Annotated in this window: 5 protein-coding genes; all 5 read right to left on the bottom strand. The window is 45.8% G+C overall.

The genetic code is table 11. The annotated features are described in order from the left end of the window. Positions 1 to 6: 6 nt before the first annotated feature. Entirely contained in the window at positions 7 to 3,963 is a 3,957-nt protein-coding gene (locus tag NH462_RS12255; RefSeq protein WP_253105829.1) for an amino acid adenylation domain-containing protein, read from the bottom strand. A gap of 88 nt (positions 3,964 to 4,051) precedes the next feature. Beyond that, positions 4,052 to 7,162, bottom strand: coding sequence for a non-ribosomal peptide synthetase (locus tag NH462_RS12250; RefSeq protein WP_253105828.1), 3,111 nt, complete (start codon positions 7,160 to 7,162; stop codon positions 4,052 to 4,054). Positions 7,163 to 7,177: 15 nt separating this feature from the next. Further along, positions 7,178 to 8,239, bottom strand: a complete 1,062-nt coding sequence (locus NH462_RS12245; protein WP_253105827.1) for a TauD/TfdA family dioxygenase — start codon at positions 8,237 to 8,239, stop codon at positions 7,178 to 7,180. Positions 8,240 to 8,464: 225 nt separating this feature from the next. After that, the gene (locus NH462_RS12240) at positions 8,465 to 17,545 is read right to left on the bottom strand and encodes a non-ribosomal peptide synthetase (protein WP_253105826.1); all 9,081 of its coding nucleotides are present in this window, start codon (positions 17,543 to 17,545) and stop codon (positions 8,465 to 8,467) included. Positions 17,546 to 17,688: 143 nt separating this feature from the next. Further along, positions 17,689 to 22,305, bottom strand: a complete 4,617-nt coding sequence (locus NH462_RS12235; protein WP_253105825.1) for a non-ribosomal peptide synthetase — start codon at positions 22,303 to 22,305, stop codon at positions 17,689 to 17,691. Between the last annotated feature and the right edge of the window lie 162 nt (positions 22,306 to 22,467).

The following is a 22,467-nucleotide window of genomic DNA, read 5'->3' as shown; positions in this document are numbered from 1 at the left end:
TTGATTTTATTCAACACTCATTACTTTTTGTACAGTTTCAATAACACTGGGATGCGAGATAATCTGCATATGATCAGCATCAACATAATCCGAGTGTTGAATATCCAGACGCTGACAAAATCGTTTTGCAACTCCTACATCACGCTCGTTACTCCACACAGTGTAATAGTCAACACCATCACCTTGCCGATAGTTAAGAGCATGACGACCAGCACAGCGCAATAAATAAGTCTGCTCTAAGGTTTGCACTATTTCGGTGGTAGGCATAGCTGCAACACTTTCTTCAAGCACATCAATATGCTCTAGAAAAAAACGCGTGATATCGTCAGCTCTTTCTGCCACTGAACCTCCATCAGACCAAGGAAACTGAGCAACCGCTTGATAAAACTCAGCTTCAGAGTTTGGAGCAGCGATGCTCTCCGAGAGCCTTGTTAAAATATAATCACGCCAACTTTCTGGTTGGGCATTGGTTGGTTCGAACGGGTCCCAACTATCAATTAACAGCATACTGTTTACGCGTGTATTTCTCCCTGTTAGCGCTTCAACCAACTGTAATGCTATCGCTCCTCCCAAAGACCAGCCAAGTACATAAATGTTCTGATACTGGCTAAGATCTCCGAGCTGATCCGCATAGCGATGCGCCAAAGTACTAAAATCATCTTGTTGTGATAACGCAAGATCAGGGGTAATGCCGATACAGCGAATATATTCAGGCAACGCCATAGCAAGCGGTCTGTATGACATAGTAAAGCCGCGACCGTCATGAAGACATATCAGCAAATCGCGATATGACTTCGATGATGCAGATTCAGGTAAAATGTCACAAATATTAGATTGTTTGGAAAGCGCAATTTGCTGAGCCAAATCACGCAAGTTATCTGCTTGCCAAATAGCTTGTGCGAGTAAAGGCTCTGGTCGAGCTAATTTTTGCCATTGATGCACCATACGTAACGCATGAATGGAGTTTCCACCCAACGCAAAGAAGTTATCTTCTCGATATACTTGGTTAACCTGCAGCACTTGCTGCCATACTCTAGCTAGCGCTTGTTCCAGATGACCTTGAGGTTGCGTTCCCTGACGACTTTCCTGCAACGGTTTGGGTAACGCTTTTCTATCCACCTTGCCACTGTGATTAAGCGGTAACGCTTCTAACAAAATGATTTGTTCTGGCACCATATAACTGGGTAACAAATCACTGACAGCTGCTGTTATTTGGCCGCGACTTAACGTCTGCGTGCAAACATAAGCAACAAGTCGTTTATCATTATCATCACCATGCGCGACCACTACCGCTTGATTGACTCCTTCCACCCTTAACAACTGGCTTTCAATTTCCCCCGTTTCTATACGGTGTCCACGGATCTTCACTTGATGATCTGTCCGCCCCAGAAAGCGCAGCTCGTTGTGTTCGTTACGCTCAACCAAATCTCCCGTGCGATAGAGTCGCTCGCCGACACTGGAAAAAGGATTTGCAATAAATCGCTGTGCAGTCAACGCTGGTTGCTCCATGTAACCTCGCGCTAACCCTGCACCACCAATGTAAAGCTCTCCGGCAACTCCCGCTGGGCACACATTCAGATAGCTATCTAAAACATATAACTGTGTATTACGAATTGGGAAACCAAGATGAATATTATCCTGTACCCGATGGCATGAAGACCATACCGTGGTTTCAGTAGGGCCATACATGTTATAAAGCACAACTTGCTTGGCTTTTAATGCTTGAGCCAACACAGGAGGTAATGCTTCTCCACCGCATAACCCAACGACAGGATGTAAAAGCAGTGCTTTAGCCAGTAGCCCCTGCCATCCCGCAGGAGTGGCTTGAATATGACTAACTCCCTCCAAGTCACATGCTTTCAAACTGAATACAGAATCTGCAATCCTAACTTGTGCACCGCAAACCAATGGCAGATATAACTCTAAGCCCGAAATATCAAAACCAAGCGCAGTTAAAGCCAACCATTTTGAATCTTGAGTGAGCGAAAATTGGGATTTCATTGCTAAGATAAAATTAACCAGATTGCCGTGGGTAATTGCGACCCCCTTCGGCTGTCCTGTGGAGCCCGAGGTGTATAAAATATAAGCAACCTGCTGGGCACAGACCGGCGGTGACGTCTTATGGTCTTGATATCGTGTTCGATTCACTTTTGCAATCGACCAAACCGGTAATCCACTTGGGTTAAATATATCTTCTAAGTTGGTCACGATAGCCCTTGCAGCACTCGATGCAAAGATTAATTGTTGCCGCTGATGAGGCATATTGGGATCTACGGGGACATAGACCACACCTGCCTGCATACATCCGAGCAGTGCAACAACCATATCTACTTGGCGCGAGACGACCACCGCCACTCTATCCTCGGATTGCACGCCTTGTTCGATAAGGAAGTTTGCAAAGTTGTCACTTAGTTGCAGTAACGTTTCGTAATTCAGCTTGGCACCGCTGTCATCTTGCAATGCAATTGCAGCCAAAGGGATCTGTTGCTGTTTAATCAATTCGACGACTGTAGCCACTTCGTTAGTTTGTCGTGATGCACACAATGTAGCGTCTGGTTGATAGACAACTATGTCATTAATGGCCGTTTCAGGCTTGCTGATCAATGCATCCAGTAAGTTCAGGTAACAGGTTAAGAGCTGATCTAATAAAGCCGCGCGATACATAGCACCATCAGCTTCGAAGTAAAGCTCGATATTCCCATCTTGCACGCTCACGTCCAATGATAATTCAAACTTAGCAACCTGACTCTCAACATTTATTGGGCGTAGTGCCAGCGCCATGTCATTGCTTGGAACAGTGTCACTTTGTAAGTAATTAAACAGAACTTGAAAGTGCGGATGCCTATCCGCTAATACAGGCCAATCTAATTGCTCTGCAAGCCACTCAAACGGAACTTGATCTTCGTTTATCAGCCTTAGGGTATGGCGCTGGTTTTGGTTGACGGCATCGGTGAATGTCACTCCCTCACGAACTTCATTTTTATAGAGCTGCGTATTCATAAAGCAACCCACTACATCAGCGAGTTCAGGCAGATTTCGAGCAGCGGTTGGCGAACCAATCAAAAAGTCTTGCGTGCTGCTAAAACGGCTTAATGTTGCTTGCAATAAAGTCATAAAAACGGCCGCTGAAGTACAGCCATGACGCTGACAAAAAGCGTTAACCTGCTGGACTTGCTGCTCAGATAGCCGGTGACTGAGCATTACAGGGAAAGACGAAAGCGTTGTCGTTGATTCCTTGCTCGGCAAGTTGATTGGCTGAGGCTGCTGTTTAATGTACTCCCGCCAATAAGTCAGCGTTTCATTTGCACTGTCATGAGCAAGGTATTCACTTTGCCACGTTGCATAATCTAAGTAGCGGCAACTTGGTTTGACCAATGCTTTTCCCTGATATGCGGCTAATAAATCTTTTAATATCAGTATTTTTGACCAAGCATCACTGACAATATGGTGATTCCGTAGTAATAAATACCCACCCTGTGCAGTATTCACCCAAGCGGCTTTTAAAAGTGGTACCTGACTTAAATTAAACGGCACATTACACCATGACTTCACCGCAGCTTGTTCAAGGAGTGATTGGCTATCTAATATCGAGTCTATATCAATAATGGTGAGCGGCACCTTACATGCAGAGGCAACGACCTGAGTTGCAGTGCCATCGAACTGATAAAAGGTACGAAAGATCTCATGGCATTCGACTAGTGCGTCCAATGCTGATTGCAACCGAGTAAGATCTAATGCAATAGGCGCATGATATGTACGTAATACGTCGTAAGCATTACTTTGTGGGTCTATTTGCTGTAGCAGCCATAAGCGTTTTTGTTGCAATGAAAGTACACCCGAAACCCTCTCTGTTGCAACAACCCCTGTCACTTCATCCTCTACCTCAGGTTCATTCCATAACTGCGCCAACAGGTCCAAATCAAGTCCATCTACCAATTCATCCGCTAACTCATTATTTGACATACACATACTCATAAAAATAAAAGTGGGAGCCGCTGGCTCCCACTTCATAGTCTAAAGATCATCGAAAGCTACGCCTTCACTTTGATATTTATGTGGCTTTCAGACCCATTTTTTCACGCAATGCTGCTTGCTGCTCAGGGGTCAGCGTTGCCAGTTTAATTTGCGTCAATGCTAATTTCTCCAATCTAGACGGATCGCCACTTAAGTTATTTAGTGCTTGCGCCAAAGATTGAATACTTGGATTGTCAAAGACCACACCAGGCTCAACGTTGAGTAATAGTAATTTCTTAATCCGCGTCGCAAATTTGATGGCTGATAGCGAATGACCACCCAAATCAAAGAAGCTCGCATCACAACTGACTCGTTCCACTTCTAAAATCTTCGCCAGTGTTGACGCCAGCAAGGTTTCCAACTGACTATTCGGGGCTACATAGGTAGACAATGTAAGATCAGCAATCTTAGGTAGACCTTGGCGGTCCACTTTACCATTAGCCAGTAAAGGCAGCTCAGCTATGCTGACAAAGAATGCCGGTACCATTGCATCAGGCAACACGTCACGTAGTTGCGTTTGCAGCGCCAAATTGTCTTGTCCTGTAAGCAGCTCTGCCGGGGTAGTTTGTTTGTCCAGATACTGAGTAAGAAAGGCAACCAATACAGCCTCGTTGCCATAATGTTGTACAGCAACAAAGCAATCGATACTTGCCAAGTGCTGAGAAATTGACTGTGCCACCTCGTTAGGTTCCACCCTGAATCCACGGATCTGAACTTGGTCATCTTTACGACCAGATAAGCTAATGGAGCCATCCGGTAGATAACGAGCGAGATCTCCAGTTCGATAGACTCGCTCAGCCCATTGGCTGTTATTTACAAACGCATCGTCGGACCCCACGTTAATGTAGCCGGGAGACAATTGCTGACCAGCGATACAAAGCTCACCCTGCTCACCAGTAGCACACAGTGCATCTTGGGAGTCTAAGATAAAAATTTGAGTACCAGAGAAAACATGACTTAATCTAGGTACCGCAGCATCAAAGCGCGCATTATTTTCGTATTGGTGTGACATCACACCGACCGTCGTTTCAGTTGGGCCGTAGTGATTAAATACCTGTGCCTGTGGGGCAAGCTTATGCACTTTTTGGATCAACGCAGGTTTTGCCGCTTCCCCACCAAGGATCAATTTACTTGGAAGACGCGCCGGTACGACTTCTAGTAACGCTTGCAAGTGAGAAGGTACTATTTTTACGCAATCAACGTCTTGCTCTGCCACAAAGCGACCAAATGCCTCACCATCAAGCATTTCTTGCTCATTCGCTACAACTAAACTTGCACCGTTGTAAAACGCATTAAACAATGTTGTATTGCCAATATCAGCCGCTACGGTCGACGTTAAGCCAAAGCGTTGATTCTCTTGTAAGCCTAAAGCATGGGATGAGGCCGCACAGTACTGCGCAAGTTGTCGGTGTGCAATCGCCACGCCTTTTGGTACCCCCGTCGAACCCGACGTAAATAGCACATAGGCGGTGTTATCCAAGCTTATTTCTGGCAAGACACCCGCATCAAGCTCAAGTTGTTGTGCATCAAGTAGTAACTGCTCAATATTTTGCTCATGGATATGAAGTGTGGCACTGGCAGCTTCTAGTACACGCTGCTTACGCGCTTCTGGCCAACTCGGGTCGATAGGGCAATATGCTGCACCAGCTCGCATCACGGCCAACAGCGTAACGACCTGCTGCCAACCTCTAGGCAGTGATAACAGCACAATATCACCCTGCTTTATACTTTGAGCTTGTAATGTTTGAGCCAATTTATTAACTAAAGTCACGAGCTGGTTATAGCTCAGAGCATGCGCGCCATCGACCAAAGCCACATGCTCACTGTTAGCATCAGCAAAATAATCGAGCTGTTCAAAGATATGAGAGGCTGTTACCCCTTTATCGGCATTCAATTCAACAAAACGCTGCTGCTCCAATGGCGTAACTAATGAAATTTCACTCACTGGAGTCGCCAACTTTTGCGGTGCCTGAGCGAGTAAATACACAAATTGCTCCAGTAACAAGGTAGCAGCTTGATGAGAATACGCAGCACTATTAAATTGCAACCTAACGCGGTCATCAGCAATGGTTAAACTCAACTCAGCATTATCAGCCGTCACTGCTGTGGCTTCAACACTCGCAAGTGTAGAAGCGAACTGAGTCATCATGCTACTTGTTGCTAAGCCCTCAGGACTTTCAAAACATTCAGCCCACTCATTATGTTGTTCTAGCGTGAAAGCAAACTGACCTATCCATTCTTTCAGTACTTGCATCGCAGCTGCAGGTACTTGAACGGGTAGTGCTTGGGTATAAACCCCGAGCGCATCAGCCAGGTCTTCACTCATTCTGCGAGGATCATAGCCAATACTAGTAATAAAGCTTTGCCCCGAAATACGTGCTAATAACAACCACCAAAGTGACAAATAAACACTTTCGGCTTCGACTTCTAACTGTTGTGCCAGCGCTGTAATGCCGTCAGCAACCGCTTGTGGTAAGTCATCATCAACGCATTGCAAACTTTGTAATGTACCTTGCTCAGGGGCCTTATGATAAGGCAACGCGAAGTGATCTTTTGCCGTGCTAAGTTGACTAATATATTGCTGCCAATAGGCTTTACCCTGAAGTGATTCTTCACTGCTGGTCAGCTCTTCAAGCCAAGCGAGAAAATCTGGATATTGAACACTTTCCTCACGCTCAACGTTCTGCGCTAGCAATCGTTGCGCAATGTTTTCAGTACTCACAAGATCAACACATAGCGCATGCGTGCGCACCAAAAGGTAAACCTCGTCTTGATGAGCGACTCTTATTACTTGTAGATTCTGACCCGATGCCGGGTTTAACGACAGCGGATATAAACTATCTAATGTTGCTAAGTTGATGCTGGTGCTCGATTCTAGCGTCACTGACTCAACCACTGGTTTGGCGACCTCTTGAGGTAACTGCCTTAACCCACGAAAGCCTGGGACTTCGGTAAATGCAAAACTTAGTACAATATTGTCATCGATTACTTCGTTTAATCTTGCCTGTAGCTGCTCAGCGCTATACTGAAAATCCAGCCGTAAGAGCGTACTATTAAAAGCCAGTGGCTCTAATGAATTACCTTGGTTTTGCTGCTGTGCACTAAGTGAAATACCTTGTGGATAAGCAGAAATATATTCTTGGATCATAAGATACACTACCTTTTACTTTACGTTATTTGCGTGTTGTAACTCTTGTTGCGTATAGATGTCCCCCATCGCAACAACGATTTTTCGTGGACCCTCGAATGGATCTCTTGCGTGTGCAGCAAGCATATTATCTAGCATCACGACATCTCCTTGCTGCCAGTCAAAGCGAACGGCACAGATTTCGTATGCGGCACCAATAATCGCCATTTCTTCCTCACTAATCGCGCTTCCATCGCCAAAGTAGACATGCCTAGGTAATCTTTGCTCACCCACCAGTTCAATTAGACTTTCTTTAACCTCTGGCTCCAAACAGGCGATATGATGTAATTGAACTTGGTTAAAGAACGACCTTTCTTTCGTAAGCGGATGGACTATTACCCCATGGGTTTTAGTTTTGGTTTGTAAGCCATCGTTTTCTAACCAGCTGTATTCAATACCTGCTGCGCGGAGTCGCTCTTCCACCTCAATTTTGCTATCGGTCTTATAGAAGTGTTGCCAACTTACATCCACACTTTTGTGGAAATTGCGAAGATAGAGCAGGCCTTTTTCTTCAATTTTCTTAACCAACTCATTTGGCAACACAGATAACATGCGACGACAATCGACAATCGGGGTTGTACCGCCAACAGGTGAAGGTAGTTCACAAAAAAACCACTGTTTACGAGGCCACTGCTCTAAGTGAGAGCTCTCGTTGTGATAAAGGATCATTTTGTTTTCAGGGTAGGGAGTCGATTTATACGTCTTCTTGCCGCCCTCTTTTTTAGGCAGATCACCATAATTACCATAAAGCCCAGGTTGGATCGCACTGGCAAATTGCTCAAAGTCCTGCGGTGTTTTTAGGCCAAAACCACGGAAGACCAACCCTGCATATTTCAGCAAGTTAGTTTCTATAAAATCTCGATTTGCCTCAGCCCAAATGTACGGGTCTAAATCTTTACTGGTTGGTTGGATCACCGCAGGAAACCCTTCAGCTCCTGGGAAAAATGTCGTAGAAGTTGCAGCCTGAGTAGCGCTAGCTGCGGGTTTTACCCCTTTTTTAAGTGATGAAAATTTACCTTTTCGCACAGTGGACGTCATCGTTTTCTCCTGTCATAGACTCATACCAATCCTCGGTAATGAACTATCGGACCTCCAATAGAACATCGCCCTGCTACCTTGAGTTGGTCTGCTTAGCGATATGACGTAAGGCAAATTATTTTCTTTACTATAAAGTAGAAGATTTACTTGATTTGAATCAAAATGAGGTGCATCTCGCACCTCATTTTTATACAGATAGTTAAACTGGTTATGATCTGGAGTTCGCTACTTCTTTAACTTTGCAAACTTCGTTGATTTAAACTTATTCTGACTCGCTTGTTTGCTAATTTGCGGTCTGAACGTCGCTAAGCTTAGTGCGGGCTGTTGCACTAGCTGCCCAAGCAACGCTAGCCATCTATCCAGTGCAACTTGCATTTTATCTCGTCGATATAGTCCGCTCTTGTAATAACAACGACCTTGATAAGCGCTCTTTTGAGCATCAATAAAGATTGCTGAGTCAAACTTGCTCGATGTATCTGTAGAGGAGAGCCCTTCCATATTGAGCCCTTCAATTGGCCAATCCGGCTTTGGCGTATTTTGCATTACAAAAAGCTGTTGGAATAATGGCGACAACCCCGCAGTTCTTTGTACGCCTACCTCATTAATCACGCCGTCTAAGGTAAACAACTGATTGCTTTGTACATCGAGTAAGGTGTGTTGAACATGCGCACACAGCTCAGCAAAGCCCATAGCGCCAGTAAGGCGGATACGCAATGGAAGTACCCTAATAAAATATCCGATCAAAGGTTCTAGGTCGGCATGTTCTCGTCCCGACAGATCAGTGCCTAGCACTAAATCTTGCTGCCCAGTTATTTCATATAACCATGCAGCATAACTTGCCAGCAGTACACTAAAGACAGAACACTGCTGATGTTGCGCTAACTGCTCGATGGCTTGGCGCACCTCGGCCACGATGGTAAAGTCGATAACTTCACCTTTTGTATCACTATTTTCAGGACGCGGTGAATGCAGAGGGATCAGGGTTTGCATAGGTGCATCGGCCAATTGAGTTCGCCAATATTGAGCAACCTCGCGCGCCTCATCACTTGCCAAGCGCAGCTGCTGCCACTTAGCATAATCACTATATTGAACTTGCAGCGCAGGTAAAACGGTTTCGCGTTTCTCAACCTGTGCCAAATAAAACTCACCAACCTGCTGCACCAGGTTGCCCATAGACCACCCATCACTGACGATGTGATGCATGTTAATGGTTAACTGATAGTGTTTATCCGCAATTTCGACCAGCAACACTCGTAGTAAAACATCTTGTGCTAAATCAAACGGTGTACGCTCGAAGTGTTGACGCAACTCGGTCGCCTCTTGCGTATTTTGCTCTAAGCCATCAGTCAGTTTCACGAACTGCCAATTCAGTTCATTTTCCTCACTGTAAAGCGCAACCACATCGCCTTCTTGCTCAATAAAGCGATAACTGAACGTACGATGCCACGCCAGTAACTGAGTAAATGCTTGCTGCAGGCTTACCACATCAAGCTCACCAAAGAGATTCACACTCGTAGTGATGTTATAAGCCGCTTTATCTTTTTCTTCACTTAATTTGTCCGTGATCCAGAGACTACGCTGCTCCGCCGATACGGGCACTTGCTGCTCAAAAGGCAGTGCTTGTAGTACAATCGCTTCAGCCTCCCTATTCGCTTGATGCTGCTCAGCGATATATTGTGCCAACGCAGTAAATTCACTGTGTTCAAAGATTTCCCTGACCCCTAGATTCAACCCAAATGTTTGATTGATTTGCGAGGTCAACCTCATAGCTAGAATAGAATCCCCACCCGCATGGAAAAACTGGCTATGGGATGATGCTTCAACGCCTAATAACGCCTGCCAAATCGCCGCCAGTTGCTTTTCGTGAGTGTTCATTGCATGGCTTTCAGTTTGGCTTGCTTGCCGTGAGGGCTGAGGTAACGCTTTTACATCTATTTTTCCGTTTATAGTCAACGGAAATTGGGCCAATGCAAACCAATGAGCCGGTTGCATATAATCAGGTAACCTCTGTTGAGCTTGTGTTTGCAGCGCATTGAGATCCAGATCTTCTCCTATCACATAAGCAACTAGCTGTGCCCCTTGCTGAGTTTCTTGCAGACGGACCAGTGCACTATTTACGCTAGGCATTGCCGTGATTTGCTTTTCGATTTCAGCCAATTCAATTCGATAACCGCGTACTTTAACTTGTTGATCCGCACGCCCGTGATAAACAAGTTCGCCTTGCTTGCCCCAACGCACCAGATCACCTGTACGATATAAACGCTCGCCTTTATCGCTAAATGGGTTTGCGATAAAGCGCTCTGCGGTTAAATCCGCTCTAGCAAAATAACCTTGTGCCAACGTACCTGCAATGTACAACTCACCAATTCCACCTTGCGGCGTAAGGTTAAGCTCTTCACTCAACACGTAGGCATGACGCTCGCCAACGACTGAACCAATCGGCACATAAACACTGTCGAGCAATGAAGTGTTATCGTCTTGCCAAATGGTTGGCGTGATCACTGTTTCTGTTGGCCCATAAGCATTGATAAATTGTGTGTGAGGTGCACGCTGGCGCCATTGAAGTAGTTCTTGCACTGGCCAAGCCTCACCACCCACAATGCACAAGCGAACCGCATCAAGATGCGGCAAGTGCTGTAAATAGGCGCGCGGTAAGTCAACGATATTGATCTGCTTGGCTGTGATGAGTTCGCTACACTGCTCTGGTAATAGCGTTTTACCATTCACCATAGTGAGTTGGGCACCCGTTAACAGCGGCACAAAAACCTGCTCAAGCCCTGCATCAAAGCCCAATGAAGCAAATGCCAAAGCATGATCGGCAGCCTTATATTGGTAAGCATCGGCGATTGCCAAACAATGGCTCAATAGTGCAGCTCGTGTGACCGCAACCCCTTTTGGTTTGCCAGTAGAGCCAGAGGTAAACACCAGGTATGCCAATTGCTGTGGATGCTGTATAGATACTTCTCGCTTAGCGTGGCTCGCTAAGTTTATGATACTGCTGAGAGAAATTTGCTCAACAGCACAGTGCTCAAGCCCTTTCCCTTGATATAGCACCAATCGCGGTTCACTCACTGCAAGGATATCATGCAGACGGGAATCTGGAGAGTCGGAATCAAGAGGGACGTATATTGCACCAAGCTGCCAAATAGCTAAGATACTCGCAAGCGTATCGAGTCCTGTCCTCATCAATAATGCAACACGATCTTCACGGCGGATCCCTTGGCGTTGGAGACCATCGGCTATCTTTTCGCTATGTGACAACAGAGCCTGATAACTTAGTGACTGGTCTTCAAAGTGGATCCGTGCACTATGCTGATGCATCTCAGCTTGCTGGTATAAGCATTCAATAATATCGACTTTTTGTGTTTCCTGCCTGCTTCGGGGATCACCAAGTTCAAGTAATGCCTTTTCCTGCTCCGCACTCAATGCGGTTATACTGCCAAGAGGCTGCATCACTCCTTGCGCCAACTGCGAAATAATAAGCACAAAACGCTCAAGTAAGTGCTTTGCCTCAACCTTATTTAATGCTGCGAGTTGGTAGTGAAAAGCAATGTCGATGGTCTCTTGCTGTGAAATCGATACCGTCAGTGGGTAATCCGTCTCTTCGCGGCTAGCCACAAGCTCGAATTGCGTGGATTCCTTATCAGCTTGCTGAAGTGCCTCCGCTATCGGGTAGTTTTCAAAGACAACCAATGTATCAAATAATCCATTTGGGCAGTCCAATCCTCCTTCTCTTGCCCATTTTTGAACATCACTTAAGGGAGTATATTCATGCTCACGTGCAGCTATGCTTTGGCGTTGTAGCTGCTGCAACCATTTTCCAACGGGCAATTCTGGTTCCAGCGTTACTATTGTCGGTAACGTATTGATAAACAAACCGAGCATGCTATCACTTTGGGGAAGCTGCGGTGGTCGTCCTGAGGTCACCGAGCCAAAACATACGGCATTGCGCCCGAGAGCGGTTTTCAATACCAATGACCATGCGGCTTGGATCAACGTGTTTACCGTGATCTGCTGGTGACGACAAAAAGACAGGAGGGTTTCGGTCTGTGTGGAGTCAATTATCCAGCTTGTTTGACCAGCTTGGTTTTCTGCTACATGCGATTTTTCCGCTTGATTGAACAGCGTACAAGGCTCACTCAATAGTTGTAACTGCTGTTGCCAATAACGGCTATTCTGCACTTGGTCTTGTGCTTGTAAAAACGCAATATAACTGTCGTACTGACCAGTTACAGCTGTCAGCGCTTGTCCTTGATAGGCACTCAGTAGTTCGCCCATCATTCGAGAAGCACTCCAGCCGTCAGTGAATAAATGGTGATTGGTCCAAATAACTCTGTATTGCGTGGCATTGAGCCGAACGATCACCACACGGTTAAAGCCAATGTCTTTCTCTAAATTAAAGCCTGATGCCACTTGCTGCTTTGCCAGCTGACCGAGTTCAGCCTGTACATTTCGGTTTTTCATAGACCAGTCAAGTACCGTGATATCAGCCTGATGTGATGTAACAACATATTGATGTGGCGGCGTGACCTGAGTGAGCAAGCCCGTTCTTAACGCATCATGGCGATCTGTTACTCGTTGCCAAGCAGCGCTAAATGCGTCTATATCTAAACCGGTTACAGCGAACTGCATTTGATTTATGTAAGCACTATTGTCACTGTACAAAGCGTGGAAAAGCATGCCTTCTTGCATCGCTGAAAGAGGATAAACTTTGCTGATTTTCTCAGCATCTAACTGCCGTAATGTGTCGTCCGAGAGTTGCGCTAGTGGCACATCAGACCGACTTAGTTTTGCGGTTGCTGTTTCGCAGTGGCTTACCAACTCCTCCAAGCATTGCTGGAACAATCTCATAAAATCATTCACTGCGCCTGCGCTCAGTCGAGCCTCAACAAAACTTGCGCGGATCTGGAGTTGCCCTCCTAAGACCTGTGCTTGTATCGCCAGCTCACTCGTCACCTTTGCCAAGCCATTATGGCTTGCCCCTGTAGACTCAACGGCGGGTTGCCATATACCATCACTGGTAAAGTTATTGTCTAACTGGCCTAAATAGTTAAATTCTATATCCGCAATTTCTGGCAAGTGTGTAGGTGTGGCGGAATTGCCATACTTAAGTGCGCCATAGCCAATTCCTTTATTTGGGATCCTACGCAAAGCCTCTTTTGTGCCAGTGATCGTGTCGAGCCAGTTGCCGTGGCGCGATAGTTTCAGCGGGAACATAGCGGTAAACCAACCCACCGTACGACTCAAATCAATCTCTGATTGCCAAGGTTCTCGACCATGTCCTTCCAAATGGAGCACATATTCATCTTTTCCTAACCAGCGATACACCGCTTCGCTCAGCGCACTTAATAATAAGTCATTAACTTGGGTGCGATATGGCCGACTTGCTTGGGTCAGTAACTGTGTTGTGAGTTCGACAGAACATTGTTGTTCTGCGGTTGCTACTCTGGCTTCAACTGCACTTGCCTCCACATCCTGATAAGGGAAAGGTAAAGGAGATGCGGTTTGCATATGCCAAAAATTAGCTTCATCAGCAAACGCTTCACCATAGTGCTGTAGCGCTTCGGCCCACTTTTTCACACTGCTCGACTTGGCTGGTAGCTGCCAATCTGCAGAATTCAGCAACTGCTCATAGCCGGTTGCTAAATCATCCAACACAATGCGCCAAGACACGCCATCAATCACCAAGTGATGAACCACCAGCAAGACACGATAGCTGCCGTCGGCTACTGTCATCACTGCCGCACGCATCAAAGGCCCATCTTGAATATTCAAGCTTGCTTGTATTTCCTCTGCCAGCGCAGTGATCTGCTCACTCTCCACTTGATACATTGTGAAAACCTGCGCCAGCATCGACTCGTGATAATCACCAAAAGATTGTTGCCAATAACCTTGACTGTCCTTGCTAAATGTCAGCCTTAGGGCGTCATGATGCTGAATGAGTCGACCTATTACTTGCTGAAGTACACGCCAATCTAACGCTTGCTCCAAGCGTAACATGACCGCTTGGTTGTAGTGATGTGGTGCATGCTCTCGCTGCTCAAAAAAGGCCTGCTGAATAGGCAAAAGTGGCGCCTGCCCTTTGACTTCTTCCACGTCGCTCGGATTTGGCTCAGCTAACTGGACGGCAAGCGCCGCTATATTTGCTATGGTTTGCGCTTCAAACACATGTCCAGGTGATACTTCCCAGCCAGCTTGACGACACAAAGACACCATTTGCAAACAAATTATCGAGTCGCCACCGAGGGCAAAAAAGTTATCATCTCGGCCTATTTGCTCCAGATTAAATAATTTGCACCAGATTGCAGCGATCGATTGTTCAGCCTCACCAACACAGACCGTGATTTGCGTTTGCTCTTGGTGCTTGGGTGCTGGTAAAGCTGAACGATCCACTTTGCCATTGGCGTTCAGCGGCAGACTATCCATTAGTGTAAATACTGCAGGAACCATGTATTCGGGTAGCGCCGCTCTGGCATCGGCTTGAATGTCTTGTGCCGTTCTATGTGAACAGAGATAAGCGAGTAACCTAGTTGTTCCTGCATGCTGCTGAGCAACAACAGCCACATCACTTACGCCTGCCATCGCACGCAATTTAAGCTCAACCTCTTCAATTTCGACCCGGAAACCACGGATTTTGACTTGGTTATCGACTCGACCAATAAACTCAAGCTGCGCGTGTTCGTTCCATCTCACTAAATCTCCAGTGCGATATAAACGTTTTCCTGAGTCACTAAATGGGTCGGCCACAAAGCTTGCTGCAGTTTGACCGGCTCGGCCAAAGTAACCCTGAGCCAGAATATCGCCTCCAATATAGAGCTCACCCGCTTGCCCTTGTGGTACCAAGTTCTGCTCTGCATCTAGTACATAGAGTTTACGCTCTGCAATAGCAGTCCCAATCGGAACGGAGTCGATATGCGCAACATCGAGCTTAGTACAATCAAAGATTGCGGCCTCCACCACAATTTCGGTGGGTCCATAGGTATTGACCAATTTTACGTCTGCCAAGCCTGCTTGTCGCCAAGCGCTAATAGCTTGTTTTGACATGGCTTCGCCACCGGAATGCACCTGTCGTAACGCCGGTAAGCGCCAATTGTGCTTGGGCATTAAATAACACCAATCTTCAGCTACTTGGCGCCAATAAGCGGCACTTAAGTCCATAACACTGATGCGATGTTTGAGGGCCTGCTCAAATAATTGTTGTGCATCCCACAAGCTATCGTCTCGAATAACCAGTGCAGCGCCAACCACCAAGGTTGGAAAGACCTGCTCAACAAAGGCATCAAAGTTCGCCGTCGCAAACTGTAAAACCACATCTTGTTGCGAAAGATTGATAAAATCAGCTGCCGTAAATATATAACGGCTAAGCGCCCCATGTGCTACCGCTACCCCTTTCGCTTGACCCGTCGAGCCAGAAGTGTAGTTAAGATAAGCGATATGCTCAGGATGGACGTCAATAGTTAAGTCTTGTGCAAACCAATCAGAGGTATCCGAGCAAACTAATGCGTCTTCTGCTATCAAAGGAAGCGATGTTAAGTGCAATTGCTCGCCCAATACCAAAACACAGCCGCTATCTTCTATCATGTGAGTTAGCTTATCTTCGGGCAGCTTAGCGTCCAGTGGTAAATAGGTCACTCCAGACTTAAAACACGCGAGCAAGCTTGCCACCAAATAAGGCGACCTTGGCAATGCAATACCCACGACTTCCCCAGCCTTTACACCAACAGTTTGAAGTTGCGAAGCAATATAGTTGGCATGTGCTTCTAACCATTGATAATCAAAGTGATGATCTTGAAAAATCATTGCGGTATTTGTTGGCGTGGCAAGAGCCTGTTGACGAATCAAGGTGTGCGTTAACTTCTCAACGTGAGCCAAGGTTTTACCCTTATTCGCGTTACTTTCAGGCAAATACGGGCGCTGGTTTTCGTAGGCCACATCAATCCAATTACCAATGGTCTCATTTTCATGTCCCAAAGCTAAGGTAAGCAGTAAACAGAACTCTCGTTGTAGTGTCTGTATATATTGGAGATCAAACTGTGCGAGATCGTACTCAATTTCACACGCTATATTGGCCTCGCTAGTTTGCACCGATAGTGCAATGGCAAACTTGCTCTGGGTACTGCCACCCGCGACAGGTTCTAGCGAGAAATCAGCGAAGTTGAGTTGTCCTTGTAACTGCGGTTGGCAATCAAACCCCACTTGAAAAAAACTACCTTGATACTGCTCAGTGCGATGTTCTGGTAACACCGACAACACATATTCAAACGGTACATCACTGTATTGCGTGCAAGTAAGTGCATGTCCTTGTATTCGTTTCACAATATCAATAAAAGATCGGGCTGCATGGGCCTCACAGCGATAGGCTTGCGTGGTAATAAAGCAGCCTACGATGTCTTGCACTTGCTCTTGCGAGCGACCCGCGTTGGGGACTCCAACAACAAATTGATCATTCCCATGGTGGCGAGATAACAATAACTGCCATACCGCCAGCAAGGATGCAAACGGCGTGACCTGATTTCGTTTACAAAAATCATTAAGCTCCACACTTAACGGCGCATTGAGCATAAATTGTTGACGCGCGCCTGCTGAGCTTAACTTATTAGACGTGACACGCTGCTGGTGTAATCGCACTGATTGTCGCGGGGCATTTAAATAATGCAGCCAAAAACCGACAGCAGGATGCGCGTCGGACAATTCACTGCGCTGCCAATGTGCAAAATCAAGATAGCGTAGTGCAGGCTTAGACAGGGAAAGTCCCTGATAGGCGCGTTTTAAATCGGCCAAAATCAGGTTATTAGACCAACCATCAGAAACTAAGTGATGATAACTTAATGCAAGAATTTGCAACTGATCGGCGCAACTGATGAGTTGAGCTTTGAGTTGCGGCACTTGTGTTAAATCGTTAGCTGTCATTAACCAAGTGTTTAATTCTTCGCTCGCCAGGTAGCTAGCTCTACATTTATCACTATGAACTTGCTCTAACGAAAAAACAGCACTGTCCAGCTCAACTTGTGTTGGCTCATTACCATTTGCGATAAATTGCGTTCTAAATACACTATGATTGGCAATCACAGCTTGTAGAGCCAACTCTAACCTGACTGCATCGACTTGACCATGGACTTCAAAGACGACAGGCATGAGATAGCTTGTATTCGACTCATCTAATGCTTGCAGCGTCCAAAGCTGTTGCTGTAAATATGATAAGGGTGCGGTATGACCGGATAGATGAGAGATCCCTTCGCTGGCATCTTGCTCTAACAGTAAACTCAATATATCGCTATCAATATCCGCTAAAAAATCATCTTGCATATTTACACCATGCCTATCTTCAAAGTTGACACCGCGAGGCGGCCAAAGTATCAGTAAGACGGTATAGCGCTATTGAAATTTACTTTTCATTTTAAAAGCCAAGTCTACCCACTTGGCTTTTATCGTTATCGCTCAGTAATCACTTACCGCGATTTAAATTTGGCAAACTTGTTGAGCTTTGGCCTATTGTTTGTAGCAGATGACATAGAACGATAGAGCTCACTAATCACCGTATTTGGCTTTGCTGTGAGAGATAATAGAAGCTGACTCCATTGCTCCAGCCAAGCCGCCATAGCGGGTTGATCATAAAGCGCTTTTCGATATAACCAAGTACATTCAATTTCGTCATTAGGGGTAACAAATAACGCATTGGCAAACTTGCTGTACTTAGGCAAATCAATATCGGCGGGGGAAAATGAGACACCCTTTACTTGCCAACTTGGTTTTGGCGCATTTTGCATTACAAATAGTTGCTGTAGGATCGGTGCATTGAACTGGTTTCTGGGTGGATTCACTTGCTTAATTATTTCATCTAAGCTCATCAATTGATGTTCCACCGTCACAGCTAACGCATGGTGTACTTCTTTCAGTACTTCTTCCATGGTGGCGGCTGAAGATAGCTGGGTTCTAACAGGGAGAACTTTCACAAAATAACCTATGATAGCTTCCAACTCTGGTATTTCTCTGCCAGCGAGATCAGTCCCGATCACTAAGTCTTGTTGTTTGGTCACAAACTGTAAGAACAATAAGTACGCGGTCATCATTACCGAGTTTAGAGAAACATTCTGTGCTTTGGCAAACGCCCTAAGCTGCTCACTTTGCTCAACAGATAACACCAATCGTACTTCTTCTCCCAGATCGCTAGCCTGCTCAGATAAAGGCTTATGCGCAGGAAATAACGAAAGCGCAGGTGCATCACGTAATGTATTGCGCCAGTAGCTTTGTTGCTTTGTTGCTTCTTCACTTAGTAAGCGCCGCTGTTGCCAATACGCAAAATCAGCATAGTCATAGGGAATTTCAGCCCCCTTCACTTGACTAGTATCACCATAAAATTGACTCAATGATTCAATAAAAATCGCAATGGACCAACCGTCAGAAATAATATGATGCATATTCACCAGCAAACGTAGATGGTCTGGCGCAAGCCAAACGGCCTTAACTTTAATAAGGGGAAGTGCTGCAAGGTCGAATTGGTGCGCGGACAGTTGCTGTTGTTGTTCTGCGAGCGCATGCGTTTTTGCACGCTCAGTCAATGCAATTAAATCCTGTTGTTCAATCACAATATGATTGTGAGCAACGGTCACTAGCCTAATTTCACCATCTATTTCTTCAAACCACGTCCGCAGCGCAGATTGTTGCTCAACTAACTTATCTAATGCGTATTGTAATTTGTCTATATCCAAGTGGCCGCGTAAATCAACACCGCCAAACATGTTGTAACTCATGGCTTGGCCCTTGTTTGCTGCAAGCTGATGCGCAACCCATAAACTTCTTTGCCCTGGCGACACTACAACAGGGAAATCCTTTGGCCTTTTCTCGAGCGCTGTAATAGTCCCTTGTTCCAATTCAATCGCCTCGGCAAACTGTGACAGTACAGGGCTGAGCAACAGCGTTTTAAGCGCTATGCTATAGCCAAGCGCTTGATTGAGCGCAGCGATAAAGCGCAGTGCAATAATGGAATCTCCGCCTAGTTTAAAAAAGCTATCGTGTCGACTTACTTGATCAAGACCAAGCTGGGCTTGCCATAACCCAGCAACCAATTGCTCTACTGCTCCTTGTGGTGCAACAAAGTTGATGTCAGCTTGAATGTCCACTTTAGGTAGTGCCGCTTTATCTACTTTGCCATTCACCGTAAGTGGTAAGTGATCTAAAGCGATAATGGTGGATGGCAACATGTATTGAGGTAGCTGCTTTGCTAATTGAGAAAGTACTGCTTGCTCGTCAATTTCACTGGCCACAACATACCCGATAATACGTGAGGAATTTGCGCTTGCATCAACTATTACGGTTGCTTCATCGATGTTTTGCAAAGCGCAAAGCTGCGCTTCTATTTCTGCAAGCTCTATACGATAACCACGAATTTTTACCTGATTATCACTGCGTCCAAGATATAACAAAGTCCCATCCGCTTCATAGCGCACGATATCTCCTGTGCGATATAAACGGCTACCATCATCACTAAATGGGTTCGCAATAAAGCGTTCAGCGGTCAGATCAGCACGTCCAACATAACCTTGAGCAAGCCCTGCCCCTGCAATGTAAAGCTCCCCAACCGCGTTGGCGGGACAATGATTTAGATACTTATCCAGCACAAATAGCTCGGTATTGTTTAGCGCATTGGAGATAGGCTGAACGGTATAATCTGTACACGACTTGGGCGTCACCGTATATGCAGAGCATCCTACCACCGTTTCTGTCGGGCCATACTCATTAATGAATCGGCTATTGATTAGCTGGCGGCGAAGCTTACTCACAGTACCAGACATCAACTTATCACCACCTATAACAAAACAATGATGGCATGAAGAAGTGATGTCACGGCCAAGGCTTAATAGCCCATCAAGGTGCGCAGGTGTGAGTTTAAATAAGGTATCTTCAGTTGCGTGTTGAATGCTATCTGCAACATGATTGAGCAGTGCGTCATCTTGATTTATCAGCTGCACGCTTTTACCCGCGTAGATAGGCACCAGTAAGCTTGTGATCGTTGCATCAAAAGACAAGGTCGAGCTCACTACTGCACGCTGACAGTCATGCATATAACGCGAGCTTGCATCTGCTAAGTAGTTGTTTAGTCCCGATAAGGTGACAGCTACTCCTTTTGGTAATCCCGTAGAGCCCGATGTATAGAGCACGTAAGCAAGTTGTTTGCCATCACGTGATGGCAACACCAGCTCTGTGATCGATTTAGTCATTAGTTGCCGATAACTCAATTGCTCACAGCTTATCTCTGGTATGGCTTCAACGTCGCTCACCACCAGTGCAAGTTGACTATTCTCAACAAGATACTGCTGTCGTGATATAGGCAATGAAGCATCAATGGGGACGTACGCCATTCCTGCTTTTAAGATACCAAAAATACACACTAATGATGCGATATCACGGGACATTCTCAACCCCACTAAGCTTTGTGGTTTGAGGCCTTGAGCTTGCAGTAATGCAGCAACTTTATCACTATGTTGCACCAGTTCTTTGTAGGTGAGTGCCCCTGATGCACCTGAAACCGCTATCGCTTCTGGCTGCCGATTACCATATCGCTGCAGCTGAATAAGCAAATCATCAGGCGCTTGAACACGCGGACCACTTGGCAATCGACTCACAACATCACCTTGCCATAAACTTGCCTGTGTCACGGGCACCTCAGCTGATGCACTAAGGTGAGTAAGCGCAGACAAAAATGCAGTTTGCAATTGCGTGATAAAACACGCTTGATATAGCTCCTTAGCGTAATAAAAGTGGCACTGAACGCCCTCACCTTGAATATCAATAATGTCTAAATGCAAATCAAACGGCATAGTAAAGCGATGCGCTTGGGTATGGGTTAACGCGATATTATTTAGCTTTTTGGCACTTTGTTTATCACGACGTAAATAGTTAAACATCACCTGAAAGAGCGGATGTGTGCCATTGACTCGCTCGACAGCTAGCGCGTCGATAAGCTGTTCAAATGGTAAATCTTGATTAGATTGCGCGAAGTGATGATGATCTTTTGCTTGCGCTATCAGTGTCGCAAAGCTATCGCTATCTTGAATTCGTAGGGCGCTGACTTGAGTATTGACAAAAAAACCGATCACCCCCAACGTTTCGGCTAAATGTCGGTTTGCAACGGGTACGCCGACTAACACATCCTGTTGACCACTATAACGTTGTAGTGTCATTTGGAAGACTGTAAGCATCACCAGATAAGGCGTCGTACCAAAGCGCTCTGCTGCTGTGCTAACCGTCTCAGCCACGCTTTGTGATAAAGTGATACTATGAGTCGCCATTGTATAGGTGTCTAACCGCCTTGCTGACTCCGTTGCCGGTAAGGTGATTGCTTCTATCCCCTTTGGTAACCGTGCTACCCAGTTATGTTTTTGCTGTTCGAGTTTCGCGCTATTTTCTTGCTTGGATTGCCACAAAGCATAATCAATATAGTCGACTTTTTTCTCAATTGACGGCCCCTTATTAAGGGCAATCAATTGATAAACATCTACAAACTCATCAAACAAGATTTGCATTGAAGTACCGTCGGTAATGATATGATGCATGACAATTAACAGTTCGCAACGCTTACCTTGTGTGATCAATACCACACGTAGTAACGGGTCCGACAACAAGTCAAATGGCCGCATTGCTTGCGTAAGCGCCTCAGTGATCAATTCTTGGCTTGATTGCGCTTGCGACAGCGCAACAAATTCAAACGTCAGTTGGGGATTTTGCTGCTGAAAAACACCTTCAAGCGTTTCAGTAAATTGGATTTGTAATGCACCATGTCGAGCCTGCAGTACCGCAAAGCTTTGTTTCACCAACTCAGCGTCTAACTGTCCATCGAAATACAAAGAGCCTGCCAAATTATAAGCTTTATCATTCGGTGCAATTCTCCAAGCATACCAAAGCCTTTGCTGTGCGGCTGTTAACGGCGCTTTAGCCTGCAATTCAGAGCGGCTCGGTAAACTCATTTGAGTTGTATTTGCCCTTTGTTTTATCAAGTCATTTAGCTGTTGGGCTGATGTCGAGTGTAGCCTAGATTTTCGTTGGCGTTTTCTCGTTGGTGCTTCCACTTTCGGTCTCCAGTTTAGGACAATGCAACTGCCACTTTTACTTGGCAAGTAGACGAGTGAAAAAATGAAAAAAACAGTCGCAAATAAAAATGATTCCTTTTACTAAATTTTTGTTTCGACTTTTCGTCCTTGGGGAAGCGCACTCAGTGCGCTCAATTATTG

Origin of the sequence: Pseudoalteromonas sp. OANN1 (assembly GCF_024124685.1) — a bacterium.
Taxonomy (GTDB): Bacteria; Pseudomonadota; Gammaproteobacteria; order Enterobacterales; family Alteromonadaceae; genus Pseudoalteromonas; species Pseudoalteromonas piscicida.
The sequence above is the reverse complement of the archived record's forward strand: the minus strand, read 5'-3'. Positions and strand labels throughout refer to the sequence as shown.